Annotated in this window: 21 protein-coding genes, 1 other RNA gene and 1 pseudogene; 16 read left to right on the plus strand and 7 right to left on the minus strand. The window is 48.8% G+C overall.

The genetic code is table 11. The features are described from left to right. The 10 genes from LC115_05070 to LC115_05115 all read left to right on the plus strand — a co-directional run bounded on the left by LC115_05070 (position 1) and on the right by LC115_05115 (position 10,569). The gene (locus tag LC115_05070) at positions 1 to 1,371 is read left to right on the plus strand and encodes a hypothetical protein (protein ID MCZ2356053.1); all 1,371 of its coding nucleotides are present in this window, start codon (positions 1 to 3) and stop codon (positions 1,369 to 1,371) included. Further along, complete coding sequence (locus LC115_05075; GenBank protein MCZ2356054.1) at positions 1,368 to 2,099, plus strand: class I SAM-dependent methyltransferase; 732 nt, start codon at positions 1,368 to 1,370, stop codon at positions 2,097 to 2,099. The genes LC115_05070 and LC115_05075 overlap by 4 nt, the downstream gene beginning before the upstream one ends. Further along, a complete protein-coding gene (locus LC115_05080) occupies positions 2,096 to 3,061 on the plus strand; it encodes a glycosyltransferase family 2 protein (GenBank protein MCZ2356055.1) in 966 nt (321 codons plus the stop codon). The genes LC115_05075 and LC115_05080 overlap by 4 nt, the downstream gene beginning before the upstream one ends. Next, the gene (locus LC115_05085; protein MCZ2356056.1) at positions 3,058 to 4,173 is read left to right on the plus strand and encodes a DegT/DnrJ/EryC1/StrS family aminotransferase; all 1,116 of its coding nucleotides are present in this window, start codon (positions 3,058 to 3,060) and stop codon (positions 4,171 to 4,173) included. The genes LC115_05080 and LC115_05085 overlap by 4 nt, the downstream gene beginning before the upstream one ends. A gap of 62 nt (positions 4,174 to 4,235) precedes the next feature. After that, positions 4,236 to 5,408, plus strand: coding sequence for an aminofutalosine synthase MqnE (gene mqnE, locus LC115_05090; GenBank protein MCZ2356057.1), 1,173 nt, complete (start codon positions 4,236 to 4,238; stop codon positions 5,406 to 5,408). Then, a complete protein-coding gene (locus LC115_05095; protein MCZ2356058.1) occupies positions 5,408 to 6,028 on the plus strand; it encodes a histidine phosphatase family protein in 621 nt (206 codons plus the stop codon). The genes mqnE and LC115_05095 overlap by 1 nt, the downstream gene beginning before the upstream one ends. After that, positions 6,025 to 6,780, plus strand: coding sequence for a menaquinone biosynthesis protein (locus LC115_05100; protein MCZ2356059.1), 756 nt, complete (start codon positions 6,025 to 6,027; stop codon positions 6,778 to 6,780). The genes LC115_05095 and LC115_05100 overlap by 4 nt, the downstream gene beginning before the upstream one ends. A gap of 134 nt (positions 6,781 to 6,914) precedes the next feature. Next, entirely contained in the window at positions 6,915 to 7,700 is a 786-nt protein-coding gene (locus LC115_05105) for a DUF4625 domain-containing protein (GenBank protein MCZ2356060.1), read from the plus strand. A gap of 33 nt (positions 7,701 to 7,733) precedes the next feature. After that, entirely contained in the window at positions 7,734 to 9,386 is a 1,653-nt protein-coding gene (locus LC115_05110) for a tetratricopeptide repeat protein (protein MCZ2356061.1), read from the plus strand. Between the two features lie 40 nt (positions 9,387 to 9,426). Further along, on the plus strand, positions 9,427 to 10,569 hold the full coding sequence (locus tag LC115_05115) for a porin (protein ID MCZ2356062.1): 1,143 nt from the start codon (positions 9,427 to 9,429) through the stop codon (positions 10,567 to 10,569). A 47-nt stretch (positions 10,570 to 10,616) separates the two neighbouring features. Here LC115_05115 and LC115_05120 read toward each other — a convergent pair whose 3' ends face one another. Continuing rightward, positions 10,617 to 11,819, minus strand: a complete 1,203-nt coding sequence (locus tag LC115_05120; protein ID MCZ2356063.1) for an inorganic phosphate transporter — start codon at positions 11,817 to 11,819, stop codon at positions 10,617 to 10,619. Positions 11,820 to 11,835: 16 nt separating this feature from the next. Beyond that, entirely contained in the window at positions 11,836 to 12,471 is a 636-nt protein-coding gene (locus LC115_05125) for a DUF47 family protein (GenBank protein MCZ2356064.1), read from the minus strand. A 139-nt stretch (positions 12,472 to 12,610) separates the two neighbouring features. On the opposite strand from LC115_05125, the gene ftcD reads away from it, so the two are divergent. After that, positions 12,611 to 14,293, plus strand: coding sequence for a glutamate formimidoyltransferase (gene ftcD, locus LC115_05130; protein MCZ2356065.1), 1,683 nt, complete (start codon positions 12,611 to 12,613; stop codon positions 14,291 to 14,293). A 402-nt stretch (positions 14,294 to 14,695) separates the two neighbouring features. Here ftcD and LC115_05135 read toward each other — a convergent pair whose 3' ends face one another. Both LC115_05135 and LC115_05140 read right to left on the minus strand, forming a co-directional pair. Beyond that, positions 14,696 to 15,124 (minus strand): hypothetical protein, encoded by a 429-nt coding sequence (locus tag LC115_05135; GenBank protein MCZ2356066.1) that lies wholly within the window; start codon positions 15,122 to 15,124, stop codon positions 14,696 to 14,698. Between the two features lie 32 nt (positions 15,125 to 15,156). Continuing rightward, positions 15,157 to 16,461, minus strand: a complete 1,305-nt coding sequence (locus LC115_05140; protein MCZ2356067.1) for a DNA photolyase family protein — start codon at positions 16,459 to 16,461, stop codon at positions 15,157 to 15,159. 92 nt (positions 16,462 to 16,553) lie between these two features. On the opposite strand from LC115_05140, the gene LC115_05145 reads away from it, so the two are divergent. The 4 genes and pseudogenes from LC115_05145 (at position 16,554) to rnpB (ending at position 19,105) form a co-directional block, all read left to right on the plus strand. After that, the gene (locus LC115_05145; protein MCZ2356068.1) at positions 16,554 to 17,951 is read left to right on the plus strand and encodes a phosphoglucomutase/phosphomannomutase family protein; all 1,398 of its coding nucleotides are present in this window, start codon (positions 16,554 to 16,556) and stop codon (positions 17,949 to 17,951) included. Positions 17,952 to 18,099: 148 nt separating this feature from the next. Further along, positions 18,100 to 18,333, plus strand: coding sequence for a type II toxin-antitoxin system Phd/YefM family antitoxin (locus tag LC115_05150; GenBank protein ID MCZ2356069.1), 234 nt, complete (start codon positions 18,100 to 18,102; stop codon positions 18,331 to 18,333). 20 nt (positions 18,334 to 18,353) lie between these two features. Beyond that, positions 18,354 to 18,599, plus strand: a pseudogene (locus LC115_05155) (Txe/YoeB family addiction module toxin). A 106-nt stretch (positions 18,600 to 18,705) separates the two neighbouring features. Further along, positions 18,706 to 19,105, plus strand: an RNA gene (rnpB, locus tag LC115_05160) — RNase P RNA component class A. A gap of 76 nt (positions 19,106 to 19,181) precedes the next feature. Here the strand turns inward: rnpB and LC115_05165 are convergent. Together LC115_05165 and LC115_05170 are read right to left on the minus strand one after the other, a co-directional pair. After that, complete coding sequence (locus LC115_05165; GenBank protein ID MCZ2356070.1) at positions 19,182 to 20,210, minus strand: hypothetical protein; 1,029 nt, start codon at positions 20,208 to 20,210, stop codon at positions 19,182 to 19,184. Between the two features lie 5 nt (positions 20,211 to 20,215). After that, a complete protein-coding gene (locus LC115_05170) occupies positions 20,216 to 21,541 on the minus strand; it encodes an MBOAT family protein (GenBank protein MCZ2356071.1) in 1,326 nt (441 codons plus the stop codon). A 106-nt stretch (positions 21,542 to 21,647) separates the two neighbouring features. Here LC115_05170 and LC115_05175 point away from each other — a divergent pair, with 106 nt between their 5' ends. After that, positions 21,648 to 21,869 carry a hypothetical protein gene (locus LC115_05175; protein ID MCZ2356072.1) on the plus strand — a complete coding sequence of 74 codons (222 nt, stop codon included), beginning with the start codon at positions 21,648 to 21,650 and terminating at the stop codon, positions 21,867 to 21,869. A 775-nt stretch (positions 21,870 to 22,644) separates the two neighbouring features. On the opposite strand, the gene LC115_05180 is transcribed toward LC115_05175, so the two are convergent. After that, positions 22,645 to 23,127, minus strand: a complete 483-nt coding sequence (locus LC115_05180) for a GAF domain-containing protein (protein ID MCZ2356073.1) — start codon at positions 23,125 to 23,127, stop codon at positions 22,645 to 22,647. Between the last annotated feature and the right edge of the window lie 316 nt (positions 23,128 to 23,443).

Here is a 23,443-nt window from a genome sequence, read left to right on the forward strand (position 1 = left end):
ATGAAACATACAATAAAAAAAGATATTATTTGTATTGGTTCCCAACCAGCCGCACTCGTAGCAGTGGACACCCTTTCAGCCTCCCATGCAGATATTCTCTGGTTATTGGGCAAGAGTCCTGCCGGCAGCATTTTTCGGGGTATCGCACTTGGCAATACCCTACTGGATGCAGGCATGAACCTGCTGGAATTTACTTCGCTCAAATCCGGATTATCCGAAGACATCTCCACTTATAATCCCGCCGTTCGCTACGATGCCACCCGATTTCTGCCCCTTATTCAGCAATGGCTGGAGCATCGGATCCATATTCGCAGCGTACCCCTACCCCACATGCTGGTGGGAGACCACCTGTTCCCGGATTTACTGATTGCCAATGCCCCCGATTACCTGCACTCCCTGCCCAGGGAAACACGGAGCCGATGGATAGGGGAACTGCAACATCTGCTGACCTATAACCCACTTCATGCAGGGAATAAACATGCTGAACCGGCCCGTTTTCTGGAAACGGATTATGCTCATGTAGCAAGGGCCAATCATCCACAGGAACTGCAGGAGCACCTCATTACCCCCTGGCTCAGAAAAATCGCCGGAACAGATGGAGGCACTGTGCCAGCGCTCTATCACCGTCAGGCCTGGGCACCTTTGTTTTATCCGGAAACCCTGATTCAATTTCTGGAAAACCCGGATTACCGCCTTCCTCCGACTGAGTTTGGCTACCCGGCAAGGGAACGCTTCGGAGCCTGGATGGAAAGAGCCGAGGCCGGATTGAAAGAAATTATTTCCCGGGAATACCCCGTTTCCATTCAACCCCAAAATGGAGCCTGGATCATCGATACTCCTGAATCCCGCTATCATTGCCAACATCTGATTTACGCAGGGGATATTCAAAGTTTACTGCAATGGGCAGGAAAAGAAAGCCCTTCATTTTCCCGAGGAAAAATCGGATTCACCGGAGTGCGCATTCCGGAAACCGCATTGATCAGGGAAGTATCGGTTGTGAATATTCCCGATCCGGCGGTGAGCCTGTTCCGCCTGACCGATCAGACCTGTTGCGCCGGAAGTTCGGGAGGTCCGCATCTGATAACAGGAGAATGGTCCGGGAGTCCCCCAAATGAAAGTGAGATGCGAAGCCTGCTGGAGCGAATGGGATGGCTTCGGCCCGGAGGAGAAATGGAATGGCTGGGGAATCTGGGGCCTGTACCAGCCTTTGTGGAGCCTGTGTTTGACAACCTGGCGCTGTTCCGAAAATTAAAGCAGGAAGCAGAGGCCCTTTTTCCAGGAATTCTGCTTGCCGGAAGCGCAGCCGAAATTACTTCCGTATCTTTGAATGATCAGATCATTCAGGGATTACAAATGCCGTATCGCTTATGAGCCTTTCCAAATCCGAACTCGACAAAACAGCCCGGGAATACCACCAGACCGATGTGCTGGAAGACAAACACATCGAGGGCGCCTGTCAGGAGTATTCCTTCCAATGGGTATTTCGCCACATTCAACCGGAAGACCGCGTGCTGGAAATGGGCTATGGGGATGGACTGTTCAGCGCCGAACTGCACCGCCGTAGCCTGCGCTTCTCCATTGTGGAAGGAGCCCTGACACTGGTGGAAGCAGCGAAGCGCTTATTTCCGGAAGCCGGTGTGCATCATGAATTATTTGAGGACTTCCAGCCGGCGGAGCCTGTAGATGTGATACTGGCAACCCATGTGCTGGAGCATGTGGATGACCCGGTAGCGCTGCTCGGCAGGATGAAAACCTGGCTCACCCCCCGGGGAAAAATTATCCTCATTGTTCCGAATAAAGAATCCATTCACCGGAGGCTGGCGGTACGCATGGGGTTGCAACCCGCCCTGGATACATTGGGTAGCCGGGATCTGCTGGTAGGGCATCAGCGTGTGTATAGTCTGGACACACTGAAAGCCGACATACGCGCTGCAGGTCTTTTGCCTCAGGAACAAACTGGTTTTTTCCTGAAGGTGCTGCCCAACTCCATGATGAAAACCTACAGCGCCGAACTCATTCGGGCACTCAATGAAATATCCGCCGAAATGCCCGCAGAATGGCTGGCCAATATCGGCATTATTGCCTCCCTGCCCGAATGAATTCACTCCCGCTTATTTCCGTCATCATCCCCTGCTTCCGCAACGAAGCCAATATTCCCGTAACCGGGGCCAGGCTGATTGAAAATGAAAAACTGCTGGAAGGCAGGGCGCAGTTTGAATATATCCTGATTGATGATGGCTCTCCGGATCAAACCTGGGAAGCCCTCAAAACCTTTCAGGCACAATATCCGGAAAAAGTAAAAATCATCCGTTTTACCCGCAACTTCGGGTCCACCAATGCAACCTATGCGGGAATGGAAATTGCCCAGGGCGACTGCTCCATTATCATATCAGCTGACCTGCAGGACCCGATTGAGCTATTCCCCAAAATGTTTGATTACTGGCAGAAAGGGCTCCCCCTCGTGGTGGCCAACCGGTCCAACCGGGAGGAACCCTGGCTGCAGAAATTCATCTCCGGCATTTCCCACTCCCTGATTCGGAGGTTTGCCCTTTCCAAATTGCCACACGGAGGATTTGACTTTGTGCTCTTTGACCGGAAGGTGCGGGAGCACATCGTGCAAATACAGGACAAAAATTCTTTCCTCCCCTATTTACTCATCTGGCTGGGTTATGATTTTGTAAGCATCCCCTATGTCCGGAAAAAAAGGGAGATCGGAAAAAGTTCTTATACCCTGGGCAAAAAGATAAAATCTCTCGTGGATTCCTTTGTGGCTTTTTCCTTTTTCCCCGTTCGCCTGATTTCCATCCTGGGCCTCACGCTCGGCGCCATAGCCCTGTTATATGCCCTGGTGGTACTGGTGGGCAAATATATGGGATGGATACCCATTGACGGATGGACCAGTATGATGGTTATTCTCCTGCTCGTATCCAGTTTCCAAATGATTGGCATTGGTATTTTGGGAGAATATATCTGGAGAACGCTGGACGCATCCCGCAGCCGGCCCAACTACATTATTGCAGAAACCATTCAATCCCCAAAGCGCTCCGAGAACCATTCATGAAACCCATTCCTTATCTGGATTTAAAGGGCATGCACCTGCCTGTGCAGGAAGCCATTGAAAGCGCTTTTCGGGAGGTATTGCATTCGGGATGGTTTATTCTGGGGAAACAGGTAACCCAATTCGAGCGGGCATGGTCTGAAGTCAACCAGGTGGCCGCCACAGTTGGGGTAGCCAACGGACTGGATGCGCTGCGCCTCACCCTGGATGCCTGGAAAATTCAGGGAAAACTCAAACCCGGAGATCAGGTGCTGGTGCCATCCAATACCTACATTGCTACCTGGCTGGCTGTTACACAGGCCGGATTGGAAATCATTCCGGTAGAGCCCGACCCGATTACCTGCCTGCTAACAGCAGAAGGCTGCCGCAAATACCTGAGCCCTGCAGTGAAAGCCATGATTCCGGTTCACCTGTATGGTCAGATGGCACCCATGCAGGACCTGATATCATTTGCCCGGGAAAATCAGATACTCGTACTGGCAGATGCTGCCCAGTCCCACGGAGCCATTTTGGATGGGATTCCCTGTGGAGCCTGGGGAGATGCCACTGCATTCAGCTTCTACCCCGGAAAAAATCTGGGAGCCCTTGGAGATGCCGGCGCTGTCTGCTCCCCGGATATCGAACTGATTCACCTCATCCGGACCCTGGGCAATTATGGCTCCGAAGAAAAATACCACAATCTGTACCCAGGCTTCAATTCCCGCCTGGATGAACTTCAGGCCGCACTTCTCCTGGTCAAACTGCCCTGGCTCGAATCCTGGACCCGGGAAAGACAAAGACTGGCCAATCGCTACCTCGACGGAATCCGAAATCCCCTGATTAAACTTCCCAACCGGCCGGTAAGCCCCGAAATGCATGTTTGGCATATTTTCCAGATCCAGACTCCTGAGCGGGACGCACTGATCCGATTCATGAAGGAAAATGAAATTGGCACAGTCATTCATTACCCGGTACCACCACACCTGCAGCCTGCTTATTCGTCCCTTTTCCCCAAAAAATCCTATCCGGTGAGCGAGCAGATTCATCGGGAAACCCTGAGCATCCCCCTGTATCCGGGCTTATCTGATGCCGCTCAGGACCGGGTGATGGAGGTTATGAACCGGTTTGTTTCCTGATTTCCGTTTACCTCCCGGGGAACTTTCAATTTCGGCTGAAAGTTATTGCTTAAATTTGTGGCATGACAGAATTCAAAGGCCTTTCCGGCAGTTTCCGGAATTCCCTATCCCCCGAACTCATCCGGATTGCGGATAAGGTGTACCAGCAGGAGCGCATTACCAACGAGGAAGCGTTAACCCTTTTCGAGTGCAACAATCTTGGATTTCTGGGAGAGCTGGCTCATTCGGTACGCATTCGTCGTCATGGTCTGAATACTTATTTCAACCGCAACTTCCATATTGAACCCACCAATATTTGCATTTACACCTGTTCCTTCTGTGCTTTTGCCCGTCGCCCCGATGAAGAGGGAGGCTGGGAATTCACGCTGGAGGAAATAGAAGAACAGGTTCGCCGGTATGATGGTCAGCCCATCACTGAGGTGCACATTGTGGGAGGCGTTCACCCGAAGCGGGGCGTGGACTATTACGGAGAAATGATTCGGCGCATCAAGGCCATTCGCCCGGATATTCATGTAAAAGGCTTTACTGCGGTCGAGCTGAAAGTAATGTTTGCCCGAAGCCGCATGAGCATAGAGGAAGGCCTGAAAGCCCTGAGGGAATACGGACTGGATTCTTTGCCGGGTGGCGGAGCAGAAATTTTCCATCCCGATATCCGCACTCAGATTTGTGATACCAAGGCATCCACGGATAACTGGCTGCAAATTCACGAGGCGGCTCACAACCTGGGCATACCCTCCAATTGCACCATTCTGTATGGGCACATCGAGCAGTATGATCATCGGGTTCACCACATGGAACAGCTGCGCAACCTGCAGGACCGCACCGGAGGATTCAATACTTTTATCCCACTCAAATTCCGCAATGAAAACAGCGACCTCTCCCATATCCGGGAGGTCAATATGATTGAAGACCTCAAGAATTACGCTGTTTCCCGCATATACCTGGACAATATTGCACACCTCAAGGCTTACTGGCCCATGATAGGCCGGGACACCACGCAAATTTCCCTATCCTTTGGTGTGGATGATATTGACGGAACGATCGATGATTCCACCAAAATCTACTCCATGGCCGGTTCCGAAGAAAAAAATCCTGCCATGAGTACGCCTGAGTTGATTCAGCTCGTGCGGGATGCGGGATTCAGACCCATTGAGCGGGACACCCTCTACAACATTATCAACGATTACGGGGATAAAGATTTCACCGCTACTGTGGACATTCCGGTTCTCAGCTGATGGCCACATTGTTTTTAATCAGGCACGGCGAAACCGATTTTAATTTAAACAAAGTAGTGCAGGGCGGGGGCATTGACTCCAGCCTGAATGCCACCGGATATGAACAGGGCCGTCGTTTTTACGAAGCCTGGAAGCATCAGCCTTTCGACGCTGTGTATTGCAGTGGGCTGCAGCGTACCCGCCAAACCCTTTCTGCATTTGAAGATGCCGGAAGAAACATTGTGGCCCATCCCGGCCTGAATGAAATGGGCTGGGGGGAATTGGAGGGCAAACCCTTTAATGAAGAAAGCCATGCCCGGTTTATGGAAATGAATGATTTATGGTCAGAGGGTCAGATTCACCTGGCATTTCCGGGTGGGGAAAGCCCGCTTCAGGTATGGAACCGTGCGGCTTCAGCGATTCAGGATATACTGAATGCGCACCCCGATGGAAACATCCTGATTTGCACCCACGGGCGCACCCTGCGCATTTTGCTCAGCGGCTTTTCGGGATATGGCATTACCCGAATGAACTGGTTTCCCCATGACAATACCGGCCTGAATATTTTGAGAAGTCCGGGCACTGCCTGGTTTTTTGACCGAATCAACTGCCTGAACCATTTAACCCCCATTCCGGCATGAGAATCTGTGCTGTTTCCTACCTCAACACCCGTCCTTTTCTGTTTGGCCTGGAGCAGATATTTCAGCCGGGAGATATGGAAATTGAAACCCGTGTTCCCTCAGCCTGTGCTACCGCCTTTGCCCGGGAGGAGGCTGACCTCGCCCTCGTACCGGTAGCCACCCTTCCGGAACTGAAGTACGACGGTATTCTACCCAACTGGTGCATCGGGGCTGATGGGCAGGTGGATTCCGTTTTTATCTGTGCCCAGGAGGAAATTCATCAGATACACACGCTCGTTCAGGACCAGCATTCCCGCACCTCTAATCTGCTCTCTGCCGTGCTGCTCCAAAACCACTGGAAAAATAAGGCCCGCATTATTCCCGCCCGGGATGGTGCCTGGGAAAACCCGGAGGCTGGCACTGCCTATGTGATTATTGGGGACAAGGCTGTACAGGCAAGGAAATCCTTCCGATATGTATATGACCTGGCAGCAGAATGGAAAGCCTACAGCGGGTTGCCGTTTGTGTTCGCCGTGTGGGTGTACAAAGGGTTAAGCCAAGATCAGATCAACCGGATTGACCGGGCATTTGGATTGGGGATGCAGGCGCTCCGACAGGTGGCAGATCTTTCCGGGCCGGAATTTGGCATGACTCCGGAACAGGCGTACCATTACTACACGCAGTCCCTGAGTTATACCCTCGACAGCGCCAAGCAGGAAGCCATTCAACGATACCTGACCGAAGGCGCCCGGATTGCCCTCCCTGTTTTGTAAAGGGGCGTATCCCTTCCGGCCAAACCCTGCTTTTTACCGCCCATGGCTCCATTGTATGGGATTTTTTGGCCATACAGACTAAAATTCCTAACTTTATATCTGTATTGGAATGCATTCTTCACATGAATCAGATAATGAAATACGCCATTGTAATGCTGAGCCTTTTCTCCTGGGCTTTGGTTTCCTGTAAAAAGGACAACCCGGGACTCAATCTCAAAGAGGACAAGGAAAAACCGGTCATCAATGCCGTATCACCGGTGAGTTCCAATGCCACTTATTCCAATGGGCAGCAGATTCAATTCAAGGCAACCCTGACGGATAACCGGAGTGTGAAATCTTATCGGGTAAAAATTGAATTTGACCAGAAGCGGAACGAATCGAATGTTCATGCGACTCCCTGGTATTTTATTCAAAGCTATAAAGCTGACGGAACCCGCAGTGCGGAAGTAACCCAGATTATTCCTGTTGCCCAGAATGCACTGGCTGGCCCTTACCGTATGACCATCTTCTGTACCGATGCCAAAGACCAGGAGGCCGATTCCGTAACCGTTGATATTAACATCTACAATACCAACGACATGCTGGACCCCACCTTCACCGATAACAATACCGGTCCGGATGCTGACCGTACCCTCAGCCTGAGTGCCCTTGCCAATAATGCCTTTACGGTATTGGACACCATTGAGGATAACGACCGCCTTACCCTCATTCGGTCCGATGCCTACAACAATCGTACAGAGAAAAAATTACCCCTGCTGCCTACCGAAGTAAATTTAATGGCACAGGGTTCTACCAACCGGTACTACTATGAGCAGACCCTGTTTTTCCCCGACACCGGGAAATACACGTTCAAACTCATTGCCAGGGATTTAATGAATAATACCGGATTGAAAGTCATCCGGTTCAACATTGTTCCCTGACAGCTGCAGTCTATCATTTTTTTCCGGGACTGAGTGCTGAGGATTTTCGTTCGAATCATTATTGGGTTATGGGCAGGGCTGATGGCAGTGACATTGCATGCCCAGGGCATTTTGCCCGATACATCGCGGAATACCCTGTATCGTAAGTGGGAAGCTTCGGTCAAAGACCCTGAAATCCGGATACAATTATACACCCGCCAGATTGACAGTCTGGAGGATGACTGGGCGCATTATTTCCGGGGACAGGCATACCTGAGCAAGGGGCATTTCATGCAGGCAGAAACTGATTTCCATGCAGCCCTGAATTTCCCCAAGCGCACCATCAATCCGGCCTGGCCTTATGCCATGCTCGCTCAAAAGGCCTATCTCGTGGCGGAGTACAAAATGTCGGTGCGCCTCGCAGGTCAGTCCATTCAGGCTTTCGACAGTTTGTCCCTTGCCTGGAGGATACGCGCCAGAGCCCACCTAGCGCTGGGGCAAACGGAGGCAGCATACGAAGACCTGCAACAGGCCATTCGGTTTGACCCGGCCAATCCGGATAATTTATGGGAAAGGTCCGGCATCTCCCTGGCAAAAGAAGACTGGAATACCTGCCTTACCGATTTGCAGTTGCTCCTGAAACTTGAACCTGACCGGGTTGAATATCTTGCCAGAAAAGCCTGGTGCCTGTATCAACTCGGCAAGGATGCGGAATCCGCAAGCCTCATTCCCCGATTAAAAAACCTCAACCTGAGCGACCCTATTCATAATTCTGCACTGGCAGATCTGATGTTTGTGCATGGGGCATTCGAGGAAGCAGACAGGTTGTATTCCCGTGCCATTCAGTATTACGAATATCAGATTTCCCAGGACCTGTCCTATGCCACGCGCAACCAAAAAGTCATTCACGAAAACTACCTGTACCGGGGCATGGTGCGTGTGGACATGAAAAAGTACCGGGATGCCCTAACCGATTACACCCGGGCAGCCACGATTAACCCCAGAGATTACCGTACTTTTTTGTGTATCGGGGAACTGCAGACCCTGCAGGGAAATTACCGGGATGCCATTACGGCCTATGAACAAACCATGCGCCTGAATCCAACCTTGAAGGAAGGCTGGCTCAATTACGGGTACTGCTACGACCAGCTGGGCAAATACAAGGAAGCCATCATCACCTTTTCCAAAGGTATTGCGCGTGACTCATCCAATTGTCTGCTTTACAATAACCGGGGATTTACCTATCTGAACATACGGACCATGGACAAAGCCCTGGCCGATATTGAAAGAGCCATCTCGCTTTGCCCGGAAGAAATGATGCCCCTCGTTTCCCTTTCCGAGTATTACTATTTGCTGGACCAGTATGACCAGGCCCTGGTGTACCTGAATAAGGCACTGACGGTACCCGGAGGTTCAGAGGCTGCCACAAGGACTGCGTATTTTGTGCGCGGAAAAGTCTGGTTGAAAAAAAGAGAAATGGTGAAAGCGCGTCAGGATCTGGAGAAAGCATTTCAACTGGATCCCACCAATGCGGAACTGGCCGAATACCTGGGCATTACCCTGTATCGGATGGAGAAATTTTGCGATGCCCTCACAGTATTCCGGAAGGCTTTAACCCTGGATGTACTCAACGAGCCCAAGAAGGCACCCAATGCCTCGTATTACATCTCCATGATTCAGCAGATCGTGATTAAGGGTTGCCCTTGATTTGTCCGGAGATGCTCCGGACAAATGCCTGTACAGGATTGTGTATATTCGCATCGGCATGAACATCCCCTCCGGAAAAAGCATCCAAAACATCATCGCAGGATGGTGCTTTTCCTTTCTGCTGCTGACGCCCGCCATTCTCCCAGGTCAACAGGACTCGTTGCCCAAAGGCCTGGCTCTTTCTGGCTTTCTTGAAACATATTATGCCTGGGAAAACAAGTCGATTTCGACCAATGGTTCCTGGCCGTCTCACCTGGTTTCCCATTACCGAAACCAGGAATTCGCGCTGAACTTAGCCCTTCTACAGGCTGCCTGGAATAAACCCGGCCTCCGGGCCCGATTCGGAATCATGGCTGGAAATTACCCCATGGCCAATCTGGCCGGAGAACCCGTTGGACTTCGAAACCTGTATGAAGCAAGCGTTGCCCTGCGCCTTTCCCCTCGGCGGCACTGGTGGGCAGAGGTGGGACTCTTCCCTTCCCACATTGGATTTGAAACCCCGATCGGAGCCGACAACTTAAACCTCTCCCGCTCCATTGTGGCGGACAACTCTCCCTACTATGAACAGGGCGTAAAACTGACCTGGCAAAATCCGGATAAAAAATGGGTGCTTTCCCTGCTTGCGCTGAATGGATGGCAAAAAATGGTGAAGGACAATCCACAACCTGCCCTGGAAGGGGGAGGGCACCAAGTGACTTATGCCCCGGGAAAAGGTTGGCTGATCAATAGCAGTTCGTATGTCGGGCTTGCGCCAAGACCTGTCTCAGGCAATTCAACTGCCACCTGGGCCCGGGAAGAACGCGTGTACCATAATCTGTATGTTCAATGGCATGGCTCCGGGCGTTGGCAACTAATATCCGGGGTGGATTATGGCATTCACCGCATAACCGGGACCGGCTGGAGATCCTTTTATGCACCCGTTGTCATTTCACGGTATGCTTTTCGGGAGAATATGCGGGTGGCTGTGAGGGCTGAAGGGTATCATGACCCTTCTCAGATCGTGTGGGTGAATCCTTCCGGCACCCGAATTGTCAGTTTCTCTGCCAACTGGGATTATGAATATCAGCGAGGGATTCTTTTCCGTCTGGAATACAGACCGTTTTTGTATGCCCAGAGCCATTACCGCCCGGAATCTATCCTCACGCGAAATCGCCTGACCTTCAGCTTTTGCTGCCGCCTTTAGTCATTCACCATGCCTGGAGTAAATTCCCGCCTGGAGAAAGCCCGGGATTAACCCAGAAATAAAGAGACCAGGAAAAAAGTACCTGCAGCGAGCAAAGCTGAAATGGGGATGGTCATTACCCAGGCCCAAAACAACTGGGTGGTAACCCCCCAGCGAACAGCACTCAGCCTTTTCGTAGCTCCTACCCCTATAATGGAACCAGTAATGGTGTGGGTGGTGCTGACGGGGATCTTTAAATTCTCGGAAAGAAACAGGGTAACGGCTCCTGCGGCCTCCGCGGCCACCCCTTCAAACGGAGTTACCTTGGTAATTTTGGTACCCATCGTTTTCACGATTTTCCACCCGCCACTCATGGTTCCGGCTGCAATGGCCCCATAACAGGCAAGGGGTACCCAGACGGGCATTTCCTCAAAACTGCTGATATCTCCGGCTGCAATCAGGGCAACCGTAATAATTCCCATCACTTTTTGGGCATCATTTCCCCCATGACCCAGACTAAAGGCAGCGGAGGAAACGAGCTGCAATTTCCGGAACCATTCGTTGGCACGGGCATGATTCATCCGATTTAGGAACAGCGTAAAAATACCCAGGGTGTACAGAATGATTGCCAGCAATACCCACTTAAAATTCTTCTCGTAAAAGAGCACCTGTAGAAAGGGGCTTTCAAAATGAGATTCGATGACGGCCGGATTGGTCTCCATAAACAAGAAGAGCACAATGGTCACGCCTACCATCAGAAAAGAGGAAAGCAGGCTGGGCCATACCGACTTCCGGAAAGAGAAGATAAACCACACCGAAATCAGATAAGCGACCAGCATACCAATGAGTGGTGCCAGCACAATGAAACTGACTGTGCGAATTACAGGCTCTGCGTTAATGGCATCGAAATTAAACCCGGCATGCGTTAGGGCGGCTCCGGCAAATCCTCCGATCAGGGTGTGAGAAGAAGAAGAGGGAATGCCATACCCCCAGGTCATCAGATTCCAGATAATGGCCGCCACCAGTCCGGAAAAAATCACGGGCAGGGTAATAAAATTCTCCTGAACCGTTTTGGCTATTGTATTGGCTACTCCGTGGTCCTTAAAAATAAAGAAAGCCATAAAATTGAAGAACGCAGCCCACAGCACGGCCTGCGTTGGGGTCAGCACCTTGGTAGATACGATGGTTGCTATGGAATTGGCAGCATCGTGGAACCCATTGATGTAATCAAACACAAGGGCCAGGAATATAATGACGAGGAGCAGGGACATAAAAGGGAATACCGGATCAGGCGTATTTGATCAAAATGGAGCGGATGATATTGGCAGCTTCGTCAATCTTGTCGGTAGCTGTTTCCAGAGATTCCAATATATCCTTCTTCTTCATCAACTCAATCGGATCCTTTTCCTGCTGAAACAAAGAAGTCGTTGCCCGGTCATAAATACCATCGGCTTCCAGTTCGATTTTTTTAATATTCTGACAAATCGCTTTGATGGCTGCTGCATTGCTCATACTGATGAGCAGTTCACAGGCTTTTTGCAATTCAGCCACGCCCAGAATAATCTGGTCACATAGCTCGACGAAATGACTGTCCATGGCCATGACCTGATACAGGTAAATACGCTTCAGAGATCCATGAATAAAATCCTGGGAAGAGCCAATGGCTGTTTCCAGATCGTGAATATCCTCCCGGTCAAATGGCGTAATGAAATTCTTTCCCAGCTCCTTGATAATAGACCGCAACATTTTTTCACCCTTGGCATCCAGGGTCTGAGCCTGGCGGGCCAGTTCTTCCCGCTCACCCGGAGGCGCTTCAATAATCTTTTTCAGCAACTCGGATAACTCAATCAAATTCAGAGTTACTGAAACAAACAGCGGCACAAATGTTTTGTCTTTGCTATTGAAAAACTGGAGAATTCCCATGATAAAAAATATAAGCCGGGTTAAAATTATCGGATTCAGTCATCTGATGTGTTAAGAAAATATTATGAATGTGTTCCCTAAGATGTGGGCATCTCCACTCAGTGCATTGGCAATTCCCCGAACCTGCTAATTTTGAGGCATGAAGCGCATTTTGGAATGTGTTCCCAACTTCTCAGAAGGCAGGGACATGAAAATCATAGAAGCGATCTGCGAGCCCATTCGTCAGACTGCCGGGGTAAAATTGCTGGACATTGACCCGGGTGCAAGCACCCACCGGACAGTGGTCACTTTTGCCGGAGAACCGGAGGCGGTAATTGAAGCTGCCTTTAAGGCCATTCAGGTTGCCGGTCGCCTGATTGACATGACCCGGCATCAGGGCGCACATCCCCGTATGGGCGCAACCGATGTATGCCCGCTAATTCCGGTATCCGGCATTTCGGTCGAAGAAGCGGTAGCCCTGGCCCACAAACTGGCAGAAAGAGTAGGCCGGGAACTAAATATCCCCGTTTATCTCTACGAATACGCCGCTACCTCTCCTCAGCGCAAAAGCCTTTCGGTCATTCGCTCAGGTGAATACGAGGGTTTTCCCAAAAAAATCCTTCAACCGGAATGGAAGCCGGATTACGGAAAGGCAGAATTCAATCCCCGCTCCGGGCAAACCGTCATCGGGGTTCGGGAATTTCTGGCCGCCGTTAATTTCAACCTCAATACAGCCTCCGTCCGCCTGGCTAATTCTGTAGCCTTTGATGTGCGGGAAAACGGAAGAATCAAAACCGATAATGGAAAACCCACCGGAAAACCGGTATTGGATGAAAGCGGTGAACCCGTGCGCATCCCGGGAAAACTGAAAGAATGCAAAGCGGTGGGCTGGTATATTCCGGAATATGGATTTGCCCAGGTTTCCATGAACCTGACCAACCTCTCCGTTACCCCACTCTACCAGGCATTTGAAGAAGTATGTCTGTCGGCACAGTCTCGGGGACTTCGGGTGAGCGGAACTGAAATTGTGGGGCTGATTCCCCTCTCTGCCCTTACCGAAGCCGGACGCTATTTCCTTCAAAAACAAAACCGGTCCCTCGGTGTGTCCGAAAAGGAACTCATTAAAATCGCAGTACAAAGCATGGGCCTGCATGACCTGAAACCTTTTGTGCCGGAAGAAAAAATCATTGAATACAAATTGCGGGAAGAGGGAAGAGAATTAAAAGACCTTACCGTTGCTTCATTTTCAGAAGAGCTTGCCTCTGAATCTCCTGCACCGGGTGGAGGCTCAGTAGCCGCATTGTGTGGAGGATTGGCTGCAGCACTCGGGGCAATGACGGCCAACCTGTCTGCCGGAAAAAGGGGATGGGAAGAACAGACTGCCTTTTTCAGTGAAATAGCCGACCAATGCCAGCGTCTGCGTGAAAAACTCATTTTCCTGATGGACGAAGACACCCGGGCATTCAACAAAGTCATGGAAGCATTTGCCCTGCCTAAATCTACTGATTCCGAAAAAGCTGTGCGGAAACAGGCAATTGAACAGGCCAATGTTTACGCTGCTCAGATTCCTCTTCAGGTGATGGAAACCGTTTACCAGTCGGTCCCCCTGCTCGAAACCATGATAGAAAAAGGAAACCCCAACTCCATTACCGATGCCGGAGTAGGGTTGCTGTGTGCCTGTACAGCCATGGAAGGCGCAGGACTGAATGTATTAATCAACCTGGGTGGCATTTCCGATGAAATCATTAAGGCCGAACTCAAAGAGAAAGCGCTTCAGCTGATGCAGTCGGTAAGGGAGAGAAAACAGGCAGGAATTGAAAAAATAGAATCCGGATTACGCTGACCTGTTTATCGGGAAGGCTTTAATCCTTTTTGCATCTTTTGAGGAAACAGGCCGTATTTGGGACGGCCTGCTTTTCTCGGAATTCGGTTTCCCGTGCTCATCACACCCGGACAGGCCGATGGCCCCGGCCCGCAGGAGAAGAACAGGTTGCAGATTAACAGTATCCCTATAATCCCGAAGGTGCGTATCACCAGTGTTTATGTATGTAGCGGCGGTATTCCGGCCCTTTCCGTCTGCTGTATCGGTGACCGTATCGAAACCGGGATCCCCCACCCTGACTAACATTGCTGCGGGAGCGGTGCCGAACCTGTGCAGGGGTATCGCAATCCTGATTGCTGCTTTTGCACCCATTGAAAATTGGTAACAGACCCAATAGGAGGCAAATCAGGAAGAGCGGGGTTTTCACATCAGGGTAATCTGCTCCGGATTCTGGATGTTCCAGACTTCATGCACGCCGTGGCGGCCGGTAAGAACCAGGCGGGCAGGCAAAGGTACATAGACCAGTTTGAGTTCCCCGGTTTCCGAGTTTTCAATCCCTACCCCGTCGTGCCGCGTAACTGAGTAGATTTTGTTGCCATTGGCATCTACCTTCTCCACATATTTCCGGGCAATGTAGGCAGTTGGGTGCAACACTTCCGCCCAGGCATTGTATTTATGCTGAATCTGGCGGATAATGTCCTCCATCTGCTCACCGTATTCATCGGAAAACTCGTCTTCGAGGTCATGCAATTGATCCTCTATTTTATCGTATTTTTTGTCGTTGTAGCTCAACTCGGCCAGCTGATTTCGCTTTTCGATTATTTTAAGCAACTTCTCGTCAAAATTTTTCATAGATACCCAATATACCGTAAATGTAGGGGATTTCATTCATTTTTCAACGCAGCCTGATAAACTTCTATGGCCCTTTTCCGTGCCAGGGCATGGTCCACGATGGGCGGAGGGTAAGCCGCAGTACCCCATTCAGGCACCCATTTCCGGATATATTCGGCTTTGGCGTCGAATTTGGCCGTTTGGGCATCGGGACTGAATACCCGAAAATACGGAGCCGCATCACAACCGCATCCTGCCGACCACTGCCAGCCTCCATTATTGGCAGAAAGGTCGAAATCAAGCAATTTTTCGGCAAACCAGGCCTCGCCCCACCTCCAGTCAATCAGCAAATGTTTGGTGAGAAAGGAGGCAGTAATCATGCGCACCCGGTTATGCATAAATCCCGTCCGGGCCAGTTCCCGCATCCCGGCATCAACAATCGGATATCCGGTACGCCCTTCGCACCAGGCCTTGAAATCGGCTTCAGAATTTCTCCACGCAATCCGGTCATATTCCGGTCGGAAAGCGTGACCTACCACCCGGGGAAAATGCCAGAGAATCATCATGTAGAATTCCCGCCAGATGAGCTCACTCAGCCAGGTGTCGTTCAGCCGTAGTGCCATTTCCACCGCTTTCCGAATGCTCAGCGTGCCAAAACGAAGGTGCACGCTCAGTCGGGAGGTACCAGCAACAGCCGGAAAATCCCGGGTCTGGTCATATCGCTCAATGATTTTCAGGGGAATTTTTCTTTCGGGAAAATCCTGGTCCTGCGGAGGCGAAAAACCCAGTCGGGAATAGGGCATCAGTTCGGGAATATCGCCGGAATACCACGGGCCTTCCGGTTTATCCGATTGGGCAGGGGCCAGCATGGACTTTGAAAATGCACTCAGCCATCGCTTTTTGTAGGGTGTAAATACTGTATAAGGTGTACCATTGTCCTTAAGCACCTCCGAAGGCTCCAAAATCACCTGGTCTTTGAAATCATGAAAGGCAATCCCTTTGGATGCCAGCCATTTCCCTACCCGCTCATCCCGTTCCCGGGCATACGGTTCATAATCCCGGTTGGTGTACACGGCTTCCGGGCGATATTGTTGGACAATCTTTTTCCATACCGCTTCTGGCTCTCCGTATTCTACCAACAGACCAGAACCCCAGGATTTCAGTTGTGCATCCAGAGAAACCAGAGCCTGGTAAATAAACCAAACCCGCCGATCCGACTTGTCCCGGAGTTTTTTGAGAATGGTGGTATCGAAAATGAACACCGGGAGCACCTCTCCTCCGGAGCGCAGGGCGGCCTCAAGGCCCTTGTTGTCCGCCAAACGCAAATCCCGGCGAAACCAAAAACAGTTTACAGACATGCCAGACAAACAAAATCCGGGATGGAAAAGTTGCCCCAAAAACCCTCCCCTACAGCCAATCTTTTCTTAATTTCGCTAGTTAATCTAGAGAAATGGAAAAAATTAAATTCGGAACCGACGGCTGGAGAGCCATTATCGCTGATTCATTCACCATCGAAAATCTGAGCCGCGTGGCATTTGCCACTGCAGAATGGCTGAAGCAAAAATACCCCAACCCATCTGCCATCGTTGGCTATGATTGTCGCTTTAATGGGAAATTATTTGCCGAAACCACAGCCAATATTCTGGCTCAGAACGGGGTAAAAGTATTCATCACCCCCGGATTTTCCAGCACCCCGATGATATCCCTCGCTACCGTGCGCAAACAGCTGAGCGCTGGTATCATCATCACCGCTTCGCATAACCCACCGGAATATTCCGGCTTTAAACTGAAAGGTCACTTTGGAGGCCCTTCCTTTCCTTCCATGGTGGCTGAAGTGGAAGCCCTCATTCCGGATCATTCTGTAAAATTGGAAAACCGCTTTGCAGAACTGGTAGCGGAAAAGAAAATCGAATACTACGATGCCGAAGCATTGTACATCAACCACATGAAGGAATCGTTTGATCTGAATGCCATTCGCAATAGTGGGATGAAGATTGGATATGATGCTATGTATGGAGCCGGGCAGAATGTAATGCGGAAATTGTTTCCGGATGCAAGCCTGTTGCATTGTGAGGTAAACCCCACCTTCCATGGTGTTCCCCCGGAGCCGATTGAGAAAAACCTGGGAGAGTTTGCTGCTCTGATCAAGGCGGAAAAACTGTCAGTAGGTCTGGTAACAGACGGAGATGCCGACCGTATAGGTCTGTATGATGAGAATGGCAACTTCGTGGATTCACACCATATTCTATTACTGCTGGTTCATTATCTGCACCATTATAAAAAACTGAGTGGCAAAGTGGTGGTATCCTTTTCGGCCTGTGCCAAACTGGAAAAGATTTGCGCCCTGTATAATCTCCCCTTTGAGCGCACCAAAATCGGTTTCAAATACATTTGTGAAATCATGGTGAATGAGAATGTACTGGCCGGAGGAGAAGAATCAGGTGGCATATCCGTTACCGGTCATGTTCCGGAACGGGATGGAATATTTATCGGTCTGATGCTGTTTGAATTCATGGCCAAAACCGGAAAAACACTGACTCAGCTGATTGAGGAGGTATATGCCCTCGTTGGAGCTTTCTCTGTGCAACGGTATGACCTGCACATCCGTCAGGATCAGAAAGAAGCCATTGTGAAAGCATGCCAGGAAGGACAGTACAAACAGTTTGGTAAATATACGGTGAAAGAAGTGCGGGACCTGGACGGGCACAAATTCATTTTTGATGAGAACTCCTGGGTAATGATTCGTGCATCTGGCACTGAGCCCGTGTTACGGGTATATGCCGAGGCGCCCACGCGGGAAGAAAGTTTTGCCATTCTGGATGCTACCAAAGCGGCCATCTTAAATTAAACACGACACAAATTTCAAATCGCAACAGCACCCCACTCAGGGTGCTGTTGTGCTTTTGGGGAAATGGCAAACCTAAAGGACTCAACAATACCCAGTTGGGAAATAATGCCTTTAAGTACTTTTCATTGTACTCAATAAATCATTCTTTATGCAGGTTGTCAATTTTACCGAATTTCACACTCACTTAAAACAATACTTCGATGAAGTGGAAGAAAATCATGAAACATTCATCATCAAAAGAGGTTCAGGGAAAGGGCCCGTGCTGATTTCATTGGAAGAGTATAATTCTATCCCCGAAACCCTGCACCTGTTGAAATCCAAATCCAATGCTGACCGATTGTATGAATCCATCAGGCAAATGAAATCGCGTAAATTCTCATAGTATAAACTTCCAGATTCAGATTGAAAATTATTTCCTTGGATATCGCAGGGAAAGATTACCTCTCATGGCAAAAAGAGGACAAGCAAAAAGTTAGAAAAATCCATTCTCTTATTCCGGACATTCAAAGAAATCCATATTCAGTAATAGGTTAACCTGAACCATTGAAATATGAACTCTCAGGACTTTGGTCCCACCGAATTAACAGAGACCATAAACTGGTCTATCAGATGCCTGGACATGAATTATACATCTATAGCCGTCGTTAACATTACGATTGACGCCATCTCCGCTTGGGTAACATTTAGTGGTGAGACCCTAACTCATAATTCATAACTCATACCTCCACAAACATAATTCCCTACCTTTGTAATCGCAACAGGCCGGGTCATCGCTGCCGCTCTCGGGCGGGGGAGGAAAGTCCGGGCAACACAGAGCAGCCTGCTTCCTAACGGGAAGGTCTTTGGTTTGTAAAAACCAGGGAACAGAAAGTGCCACAGAAAGGATACCGCCCTGCTTTCGGGTGGGGTAAGGGTGAAATCGTGAGGTAAGAGCTCACGGCTTGTCCGGGCGACCGGCGGGCAGGTAAACCTCAGGCGTTGAAAGGCCAAATAAATCCCGGCGGGGCAACCCGTATAGCGGCTCGTTATACAATCTTCTTCGGAAGTGCGCCGGGAAGGGTAGGCCGCTAGAGCCGCCTGGCAACAGTCGGCCCAGATAAATGATGACCCTGCACTTGTGCAGACAGAACCCGGCTTACAGGCCTGTTGCTTTTTTGAATTCGATTAGTCCCAAAAGGACTATCTAAAAATAAATCGTAGCGAAAAAAATCTTCCTGCCTGAGAGCCAGACTATTCCTGCCTCTCAGGCGGGTACATCTTTTCCAGCATTCGTTTTCCTACTTCCGGGCGAAAATGAACCAAATCATAAAACCCGGTCTGGTCTCTGGAAAAATCATTTAACCCGGAAAAATCATACACCCTGTCCCTGCCAAAAATCGCCTGCAACATGCGCAGGTTCTCCGGATTCACGACAAGACAATTATAAGAGGGAGGAATGACAATCCGGTAATCAGTGGCATGCTGATCCAGAATTTTACGAATATCCATCAGCTGGGTGATTTGCGCGTAGCCAGTCAGCTTATATCCTGTATCTGGTCGTAAAGTGTCGCGTTTCGAAAACAATGCCTGATTCGCCGCATAAAAAGAATCGGGGGAATGGGTAATGTAATATTCCATATCCTCCAGAATTAAATCATTATTCACCGGCGTGTACACTACCTTTCGATTCTCCAGAAAGCCTTTCATATAGGGCTTATAGACCCCACTGATAACCCTGTCCAGATATTTTAAAAAGAAAAACTTCTGAAAATAAACCCTGAAAAATGGAAGGTAAAACCTATAGGAAGGTCTTTGGGAAATCGCAGGATGTTTGATAAAAATGTGACCCTCTCCGGATTCCCCGGTCTCATACAAATTATCCTCCCGGATAAACAAAATAGCATTGTTAATATCTACGCCCTTATCATTTAATAATTTCAATTTTGCATAAATGCCATACAGACTCTCACCGGATGCATCAAAATGATAAGGTTTTGCATTGGCAGGAAGATGCGGTTTCCAGTCTGTGGTTAGAATACCCAGCGTCTGGGAATTTCCGAGAATAAAGGAATTATAGGAATTCTCCTGATAATTATCCAGGAAATATTCTACCGATACATAATCCCGGTTGAGCACAACAGGAGAATAGGAATAGGAATCATATTTTCTCAGGATGCGAAAGGGATCAGAAACCAAAAAAGAAAGTAAAATAATAATCATCAGACTACCTGCGATTAATATTTTACTAAAAAGTGTAAGTAGAGGCGATTGCTGCTTCATACTATTTAAAACTGAAAATAATAAAACGGCACTTCCTCAAAAACACCAAAGCCAATAATTACCAGAATAAATAAATTATAGGCAATGGCACGAGCCCAGAAGGGAAGTTTCATGAATGTATTGTGATAAACCTTGCGGACATAGGCTATCTGCAAAACGTCCAACACAAGAATTGCGAAAAAACAGGCAACCAATCCGGTATACCCCGTCATTCGAATCGTACCGGAGGAATCATTCCAATCCAACATACTATTCATAAAAACCATCGTTCTGCCCAATTCCACACACCGAAAGGGTATGAAGGAAAGTGTCAGAATCAGAAAGGTTCCCAACATGAAAAAGCCAGATGCAAAATTGGATCTTAGATTTCCGGGTAAGGGTACAAATTCAAGAATTTTCGTGAAAATCGGCCGAACGAATCGGGACAACATGATGGCAATGCCATTGATCAGACCAAAAAAGATAAATCCCCATCCGGCCCCATGCCAAATTCCGGAAAGTATAAAAACAAACAGTATATTAAAATAGGCTCTGGATTGAGAAACCCGATTACCTCCCAATGGAATGTAGACATAATCGCGAAACCAGGTATTGAGGGAAATATGCCAGCGTGTCCATAATTCTTTTACTGACTGGGAATAAAAAGGAAAATTAAAATTCACCATCAGGTCAAAACCCATCACCCGGGCAGACCCTCGGGCAATGTCTGAATACCCTGAAAAATCGCAATACAGTTGATAGGTAAAAAAAATGGCTGCCACAACCATTTCCCAATTGGAGAAATTCTGAGGTGAATTAAATACCAATGAGGTAACAGAATCCAGCCGATCACTGACAACGACTTTTTTAAATAATCCCCAGGCCATTAATTTCAGGCCACTGGTTACATTCGAGTTTATTAATGCCTTCTTTTCGTGTAATTGGGGCAGAATATTCTGAGGGCGTTCAATCGGGCCAGCAACCAGCTGCGGGTAAAACATGACATACAGAGCATACAATCCAAAATGTCGCTCAGGCTTTTGTCGCCCATAATATACCTCAATGGTATAGCTCATGGCCTGAAAGGTATGGAAGGATAACCCAATGGGTAAGATCATTTCCAGATAGGGAATATCACTTTGAATATTCAAAAACCCTAATAATTCGTTCAGGTTTTCCAGTCCAAAATTGTAATATTTAAAAACTCCCAGAATGCCCACATTGGCTACAATGCTGGTTGCAAGTGCTATCTTTTTATGCTTCCCGGTAGTTCCCTGTATCCAGAAAGCAGCAAAATAATCAATCACGATTGTCCCGGCCAATATCAGAATATATTCCGGAACAAATGCCATATAAAAATAGCAGCTGGCTACTAATAGCATGGCCCATCGAAAACGATGAGGCAAACCATAGTACAGTACGGTGACCAGTACAAAGTAGAATAAAAACTGTAACGAATTGAACAGCATAATAATTTCTTTTCAACCAACTGAAGTACTTCTCACTTCTTCAGGGGATGGAAGGCACACGACCCATTCTCATCGGGAAGGTTGGAGCATTCATTCCATCCTCAATGGATCCGAATATTTACCCGAACAGGCAATTTCCGAAAGGTCAGAATCATTTGCTCCCCTAACCGGTTCATTCCATTCAGCAATCTCATTCCGATTTCCTGAATAAAACTTCTACTTTTATTGAAACCTGATTGGGGGGGCTAGCTTCCTCCTGCCAACAAATATAACAATTTATGCACTAACGCCTTTGGATGTTGACATTTAAGATGGGTTATATGCCTGGGAGGAAGAGGGTATGCACTCAATGACTGGTTCCGAACCAATCTCTACTCTTTGACCAGGCTTCAGGTTGGCGATGCGCTGCAAGCTGAAACTCCCAAATGAGCGGGGTAACCTACTCGATTTTAGGATAAGTATCCAATAGGCGAATGATTTGTCTGGCTTAACAGATGATTTTCCTGACCCTTCCATTTGACATGTACCCGGGGTTCGTTTGTTTCGACGGGATATTCTGAGGTTACGCTCTGGTACTTAACGCAGTAATGGTGCATGGCTCGGTACCAGGGTCAACTCTTTCCAACGCGGCAATCGACATAACCATGAAATTAATTTTTTTAATTATATCCTGATTCGATAAATTACCAGTAACCTCCACTCATAAATATTGGGAAAGTCAATGGTCTGGTGTGTGTGTGCTTGGGCCTCCGCGGTTGTCCAAACTCCAAATAGTCAAATTTGGAATTTTATCAGAGTGGGATAGAAAGGAATTTTAAAATTCGTGATTTGTAATCGAATCCACCCATTTTGCACTCATAACTTCCGAACGAAAATTCACTTCAAATTCAGCCGGGTTGCTGAAGGATATTTTTCAAAAAAGAATTAAAATGGGAGCCCGGCCAGGTAAGGTACAGATGAATATTTCAAATCCTTTCACCTGAGTCTCAATTCAGCTTCACTAATTCCAAAAAATGCATCAAATACTGCTCATCCACCTCTGAAAAATCATCCAGCCTGATACTGTCAATATCCAATACCGCCCGCACTTTTCCAGATGCATCCCTTATGGGCAGGACAATCTCCGACCGGGATAAACTGCTGCAGGCGATATGACCGGGAAATGCATCCACATCCGGCACAATCTGAGTTCGGTTTTCCCGTACGGCTGCCCCGCACACACCTTTTTCTATGCTAAACCGGGAACAGGCTACCGGCCCCTGGAATGGTCCGAGCACCAGCTCATTCCCTTTCACGAAGTAAAACCCGACCCAGAAAAATCCGGGAATCTCATGCAGGATTGCGGTCAGGTTGGCCATCCGGGCAATTTCATCCGGTTCAGGGGATAATAAGGCCTTTGCCTGAGGGAGCAATTCCCGGTAAATTTCTTCGCGTGTGGCTGACTGGTTGATTCGAATTTCTTCTGACATGTTGTAAAGTTAAGAAGTATGACGCATACGGAAAACGGGGTATGACGCATACCGAAATCGGGGTATGACGCATACAAAATCCGGGGTATGACGCATACCCAATCCGGGGTATGACGCATACCGAAATCGGGGTATGACGCATACCGAAATCGGGGTATGACGCATACCAAATCCGGGGTATGACGCATACTGAAACTGTGGTATGACGTTTATCCAATCCGGGGTATGACGCATACCGAAATCGGGGTATGACGCATACCCAATCCGGGGTATGACGCATACTGAAACTGTGGTATGACGTATATCCAATCCGGGG

Source organism: Bacteroidia bacterium (assembly GCA_026932145.1).
Classification (GTDB): Bacteria; Bacteroidota; Bacteroidia; order J057; family JAIXKT01; genus JAIXKT01.

Coding starts and splice junctions, on each gene's coding strand:
- LC115_05070 (MCZ2356053.1), top strand. CDS start 1: ATGAAACATACAATAAAAAAAGATATTATTTGTATTGGTTCCCAACCA.
- LC115_05075 (MCZ2356054.1), top strand. CDS start 1,368: ATGAGCCTTTCCAAATCCGAACTCGACAAAACAGCCCGGGAATACCAC.
- LC115_05080 (MCZ2356055.1), top strand. CDS start 2,096: ATGAATTCACTCCCGCTTATTTCCGTCATCATCCCCTGCTTCCGCAAC.
- LC115_05085 (MCZ2356056.1), top strand. CDS start 3,058: ATGAAACCCATTCCTTATCTGGATTTAAAGGGCATGCACCTGCCTGTG.
- mqnE (MCZ2356057.1), top strand. CDS start 4,236: ATGACAGAATTCAAAGGCCTTTCCGGCAGTTTCCGGAATTCCCTATCC.
- LC115_05095 (MCZ2356058.1), top strand. CDS start 5,408: ATGGCCACATTGTTTTTAATCAGGCACGGCGAAACCGATTTTAATTTA.
- LC115_05100 (MCZ2356059.1), top strand. CDS start 6,025: ATGAGAATCTGTGCTGTTTCCTACCTCAACACCCGTCCTTTTCTGTTT.
- LC115_05105 (MCZ2356060.1), top strand. CDS start 6,915: ATGAAATACGCCATTGTAATGCTGAGCCTTTTCTCCTGGGCTTTGGTT.
- LC115_05120 (MCZ2356063.1), bottom strand. CDS start 11,819: ATGTCCCTGCTCCTCGTCATTATATTCCTGGCCCTTGTGTTTGATTAC.
- LC115_05125 (MCZ2356064.1), bottom strand. CDS start 12,471: ATGGGAATTCTCCAGTTTTTCAATAGCAAAGACAAAACATTTGTGCCG.
- ftcD (MCZ2356065.1), top strand. CDS start 12,611: ATGAAGCGCATTTTGGAATGTGTTCCCAACTTCTCAGAAGGCAGGGAC.
- LC115_05135 (MCZ2356066.1), bottom strand. CDS start 15,124: ATGAAAAATTTTGACGAGAAGTTGCTTAAAATAATCGAAAAGCGAAAT.
- LC115_05140 (MCZ2356067.1), bottom strand. CDS start 16,461: ATGTCTGTAAACTGTTTTTGGTTTCGCCGGGATTTGCGTTTGGCGGAC.
- LC115_05145 (MCZ2356068.1), top strand. CDS start 16,554: ATGGAAAAAATTAAATTCGGAACCGACGGCTGGAGAGCCATTATCGCT.
- LC115_05150 (MCZ2356069.1), top strand. CDS start 18,100: ATGCAGGTTGTCAATTTTACCGAATTTCACACTCACTTAAAACAATAC.
- LC115_05165 (MCZ2356070.1), bottom strand. CDS start 20,210: ATGAAGCAGCAATCGCCTCTACTTACACTTTTTAGTAAAATATTAATC.
- LC115_05170 (MCZ2356071.1), bottom strand. CDS start 21,541: ATGGCATTTGTTCCGGAATATATTCTGATATTGGCCGGGACAATCGTG.
- LC115_05180 (MCZ2356073.1), bottom strand. CDS start 23,127: ATGTCAGAAGAAATTCGAATCAACCAGTCAGCCACACGCGAAGAAATT.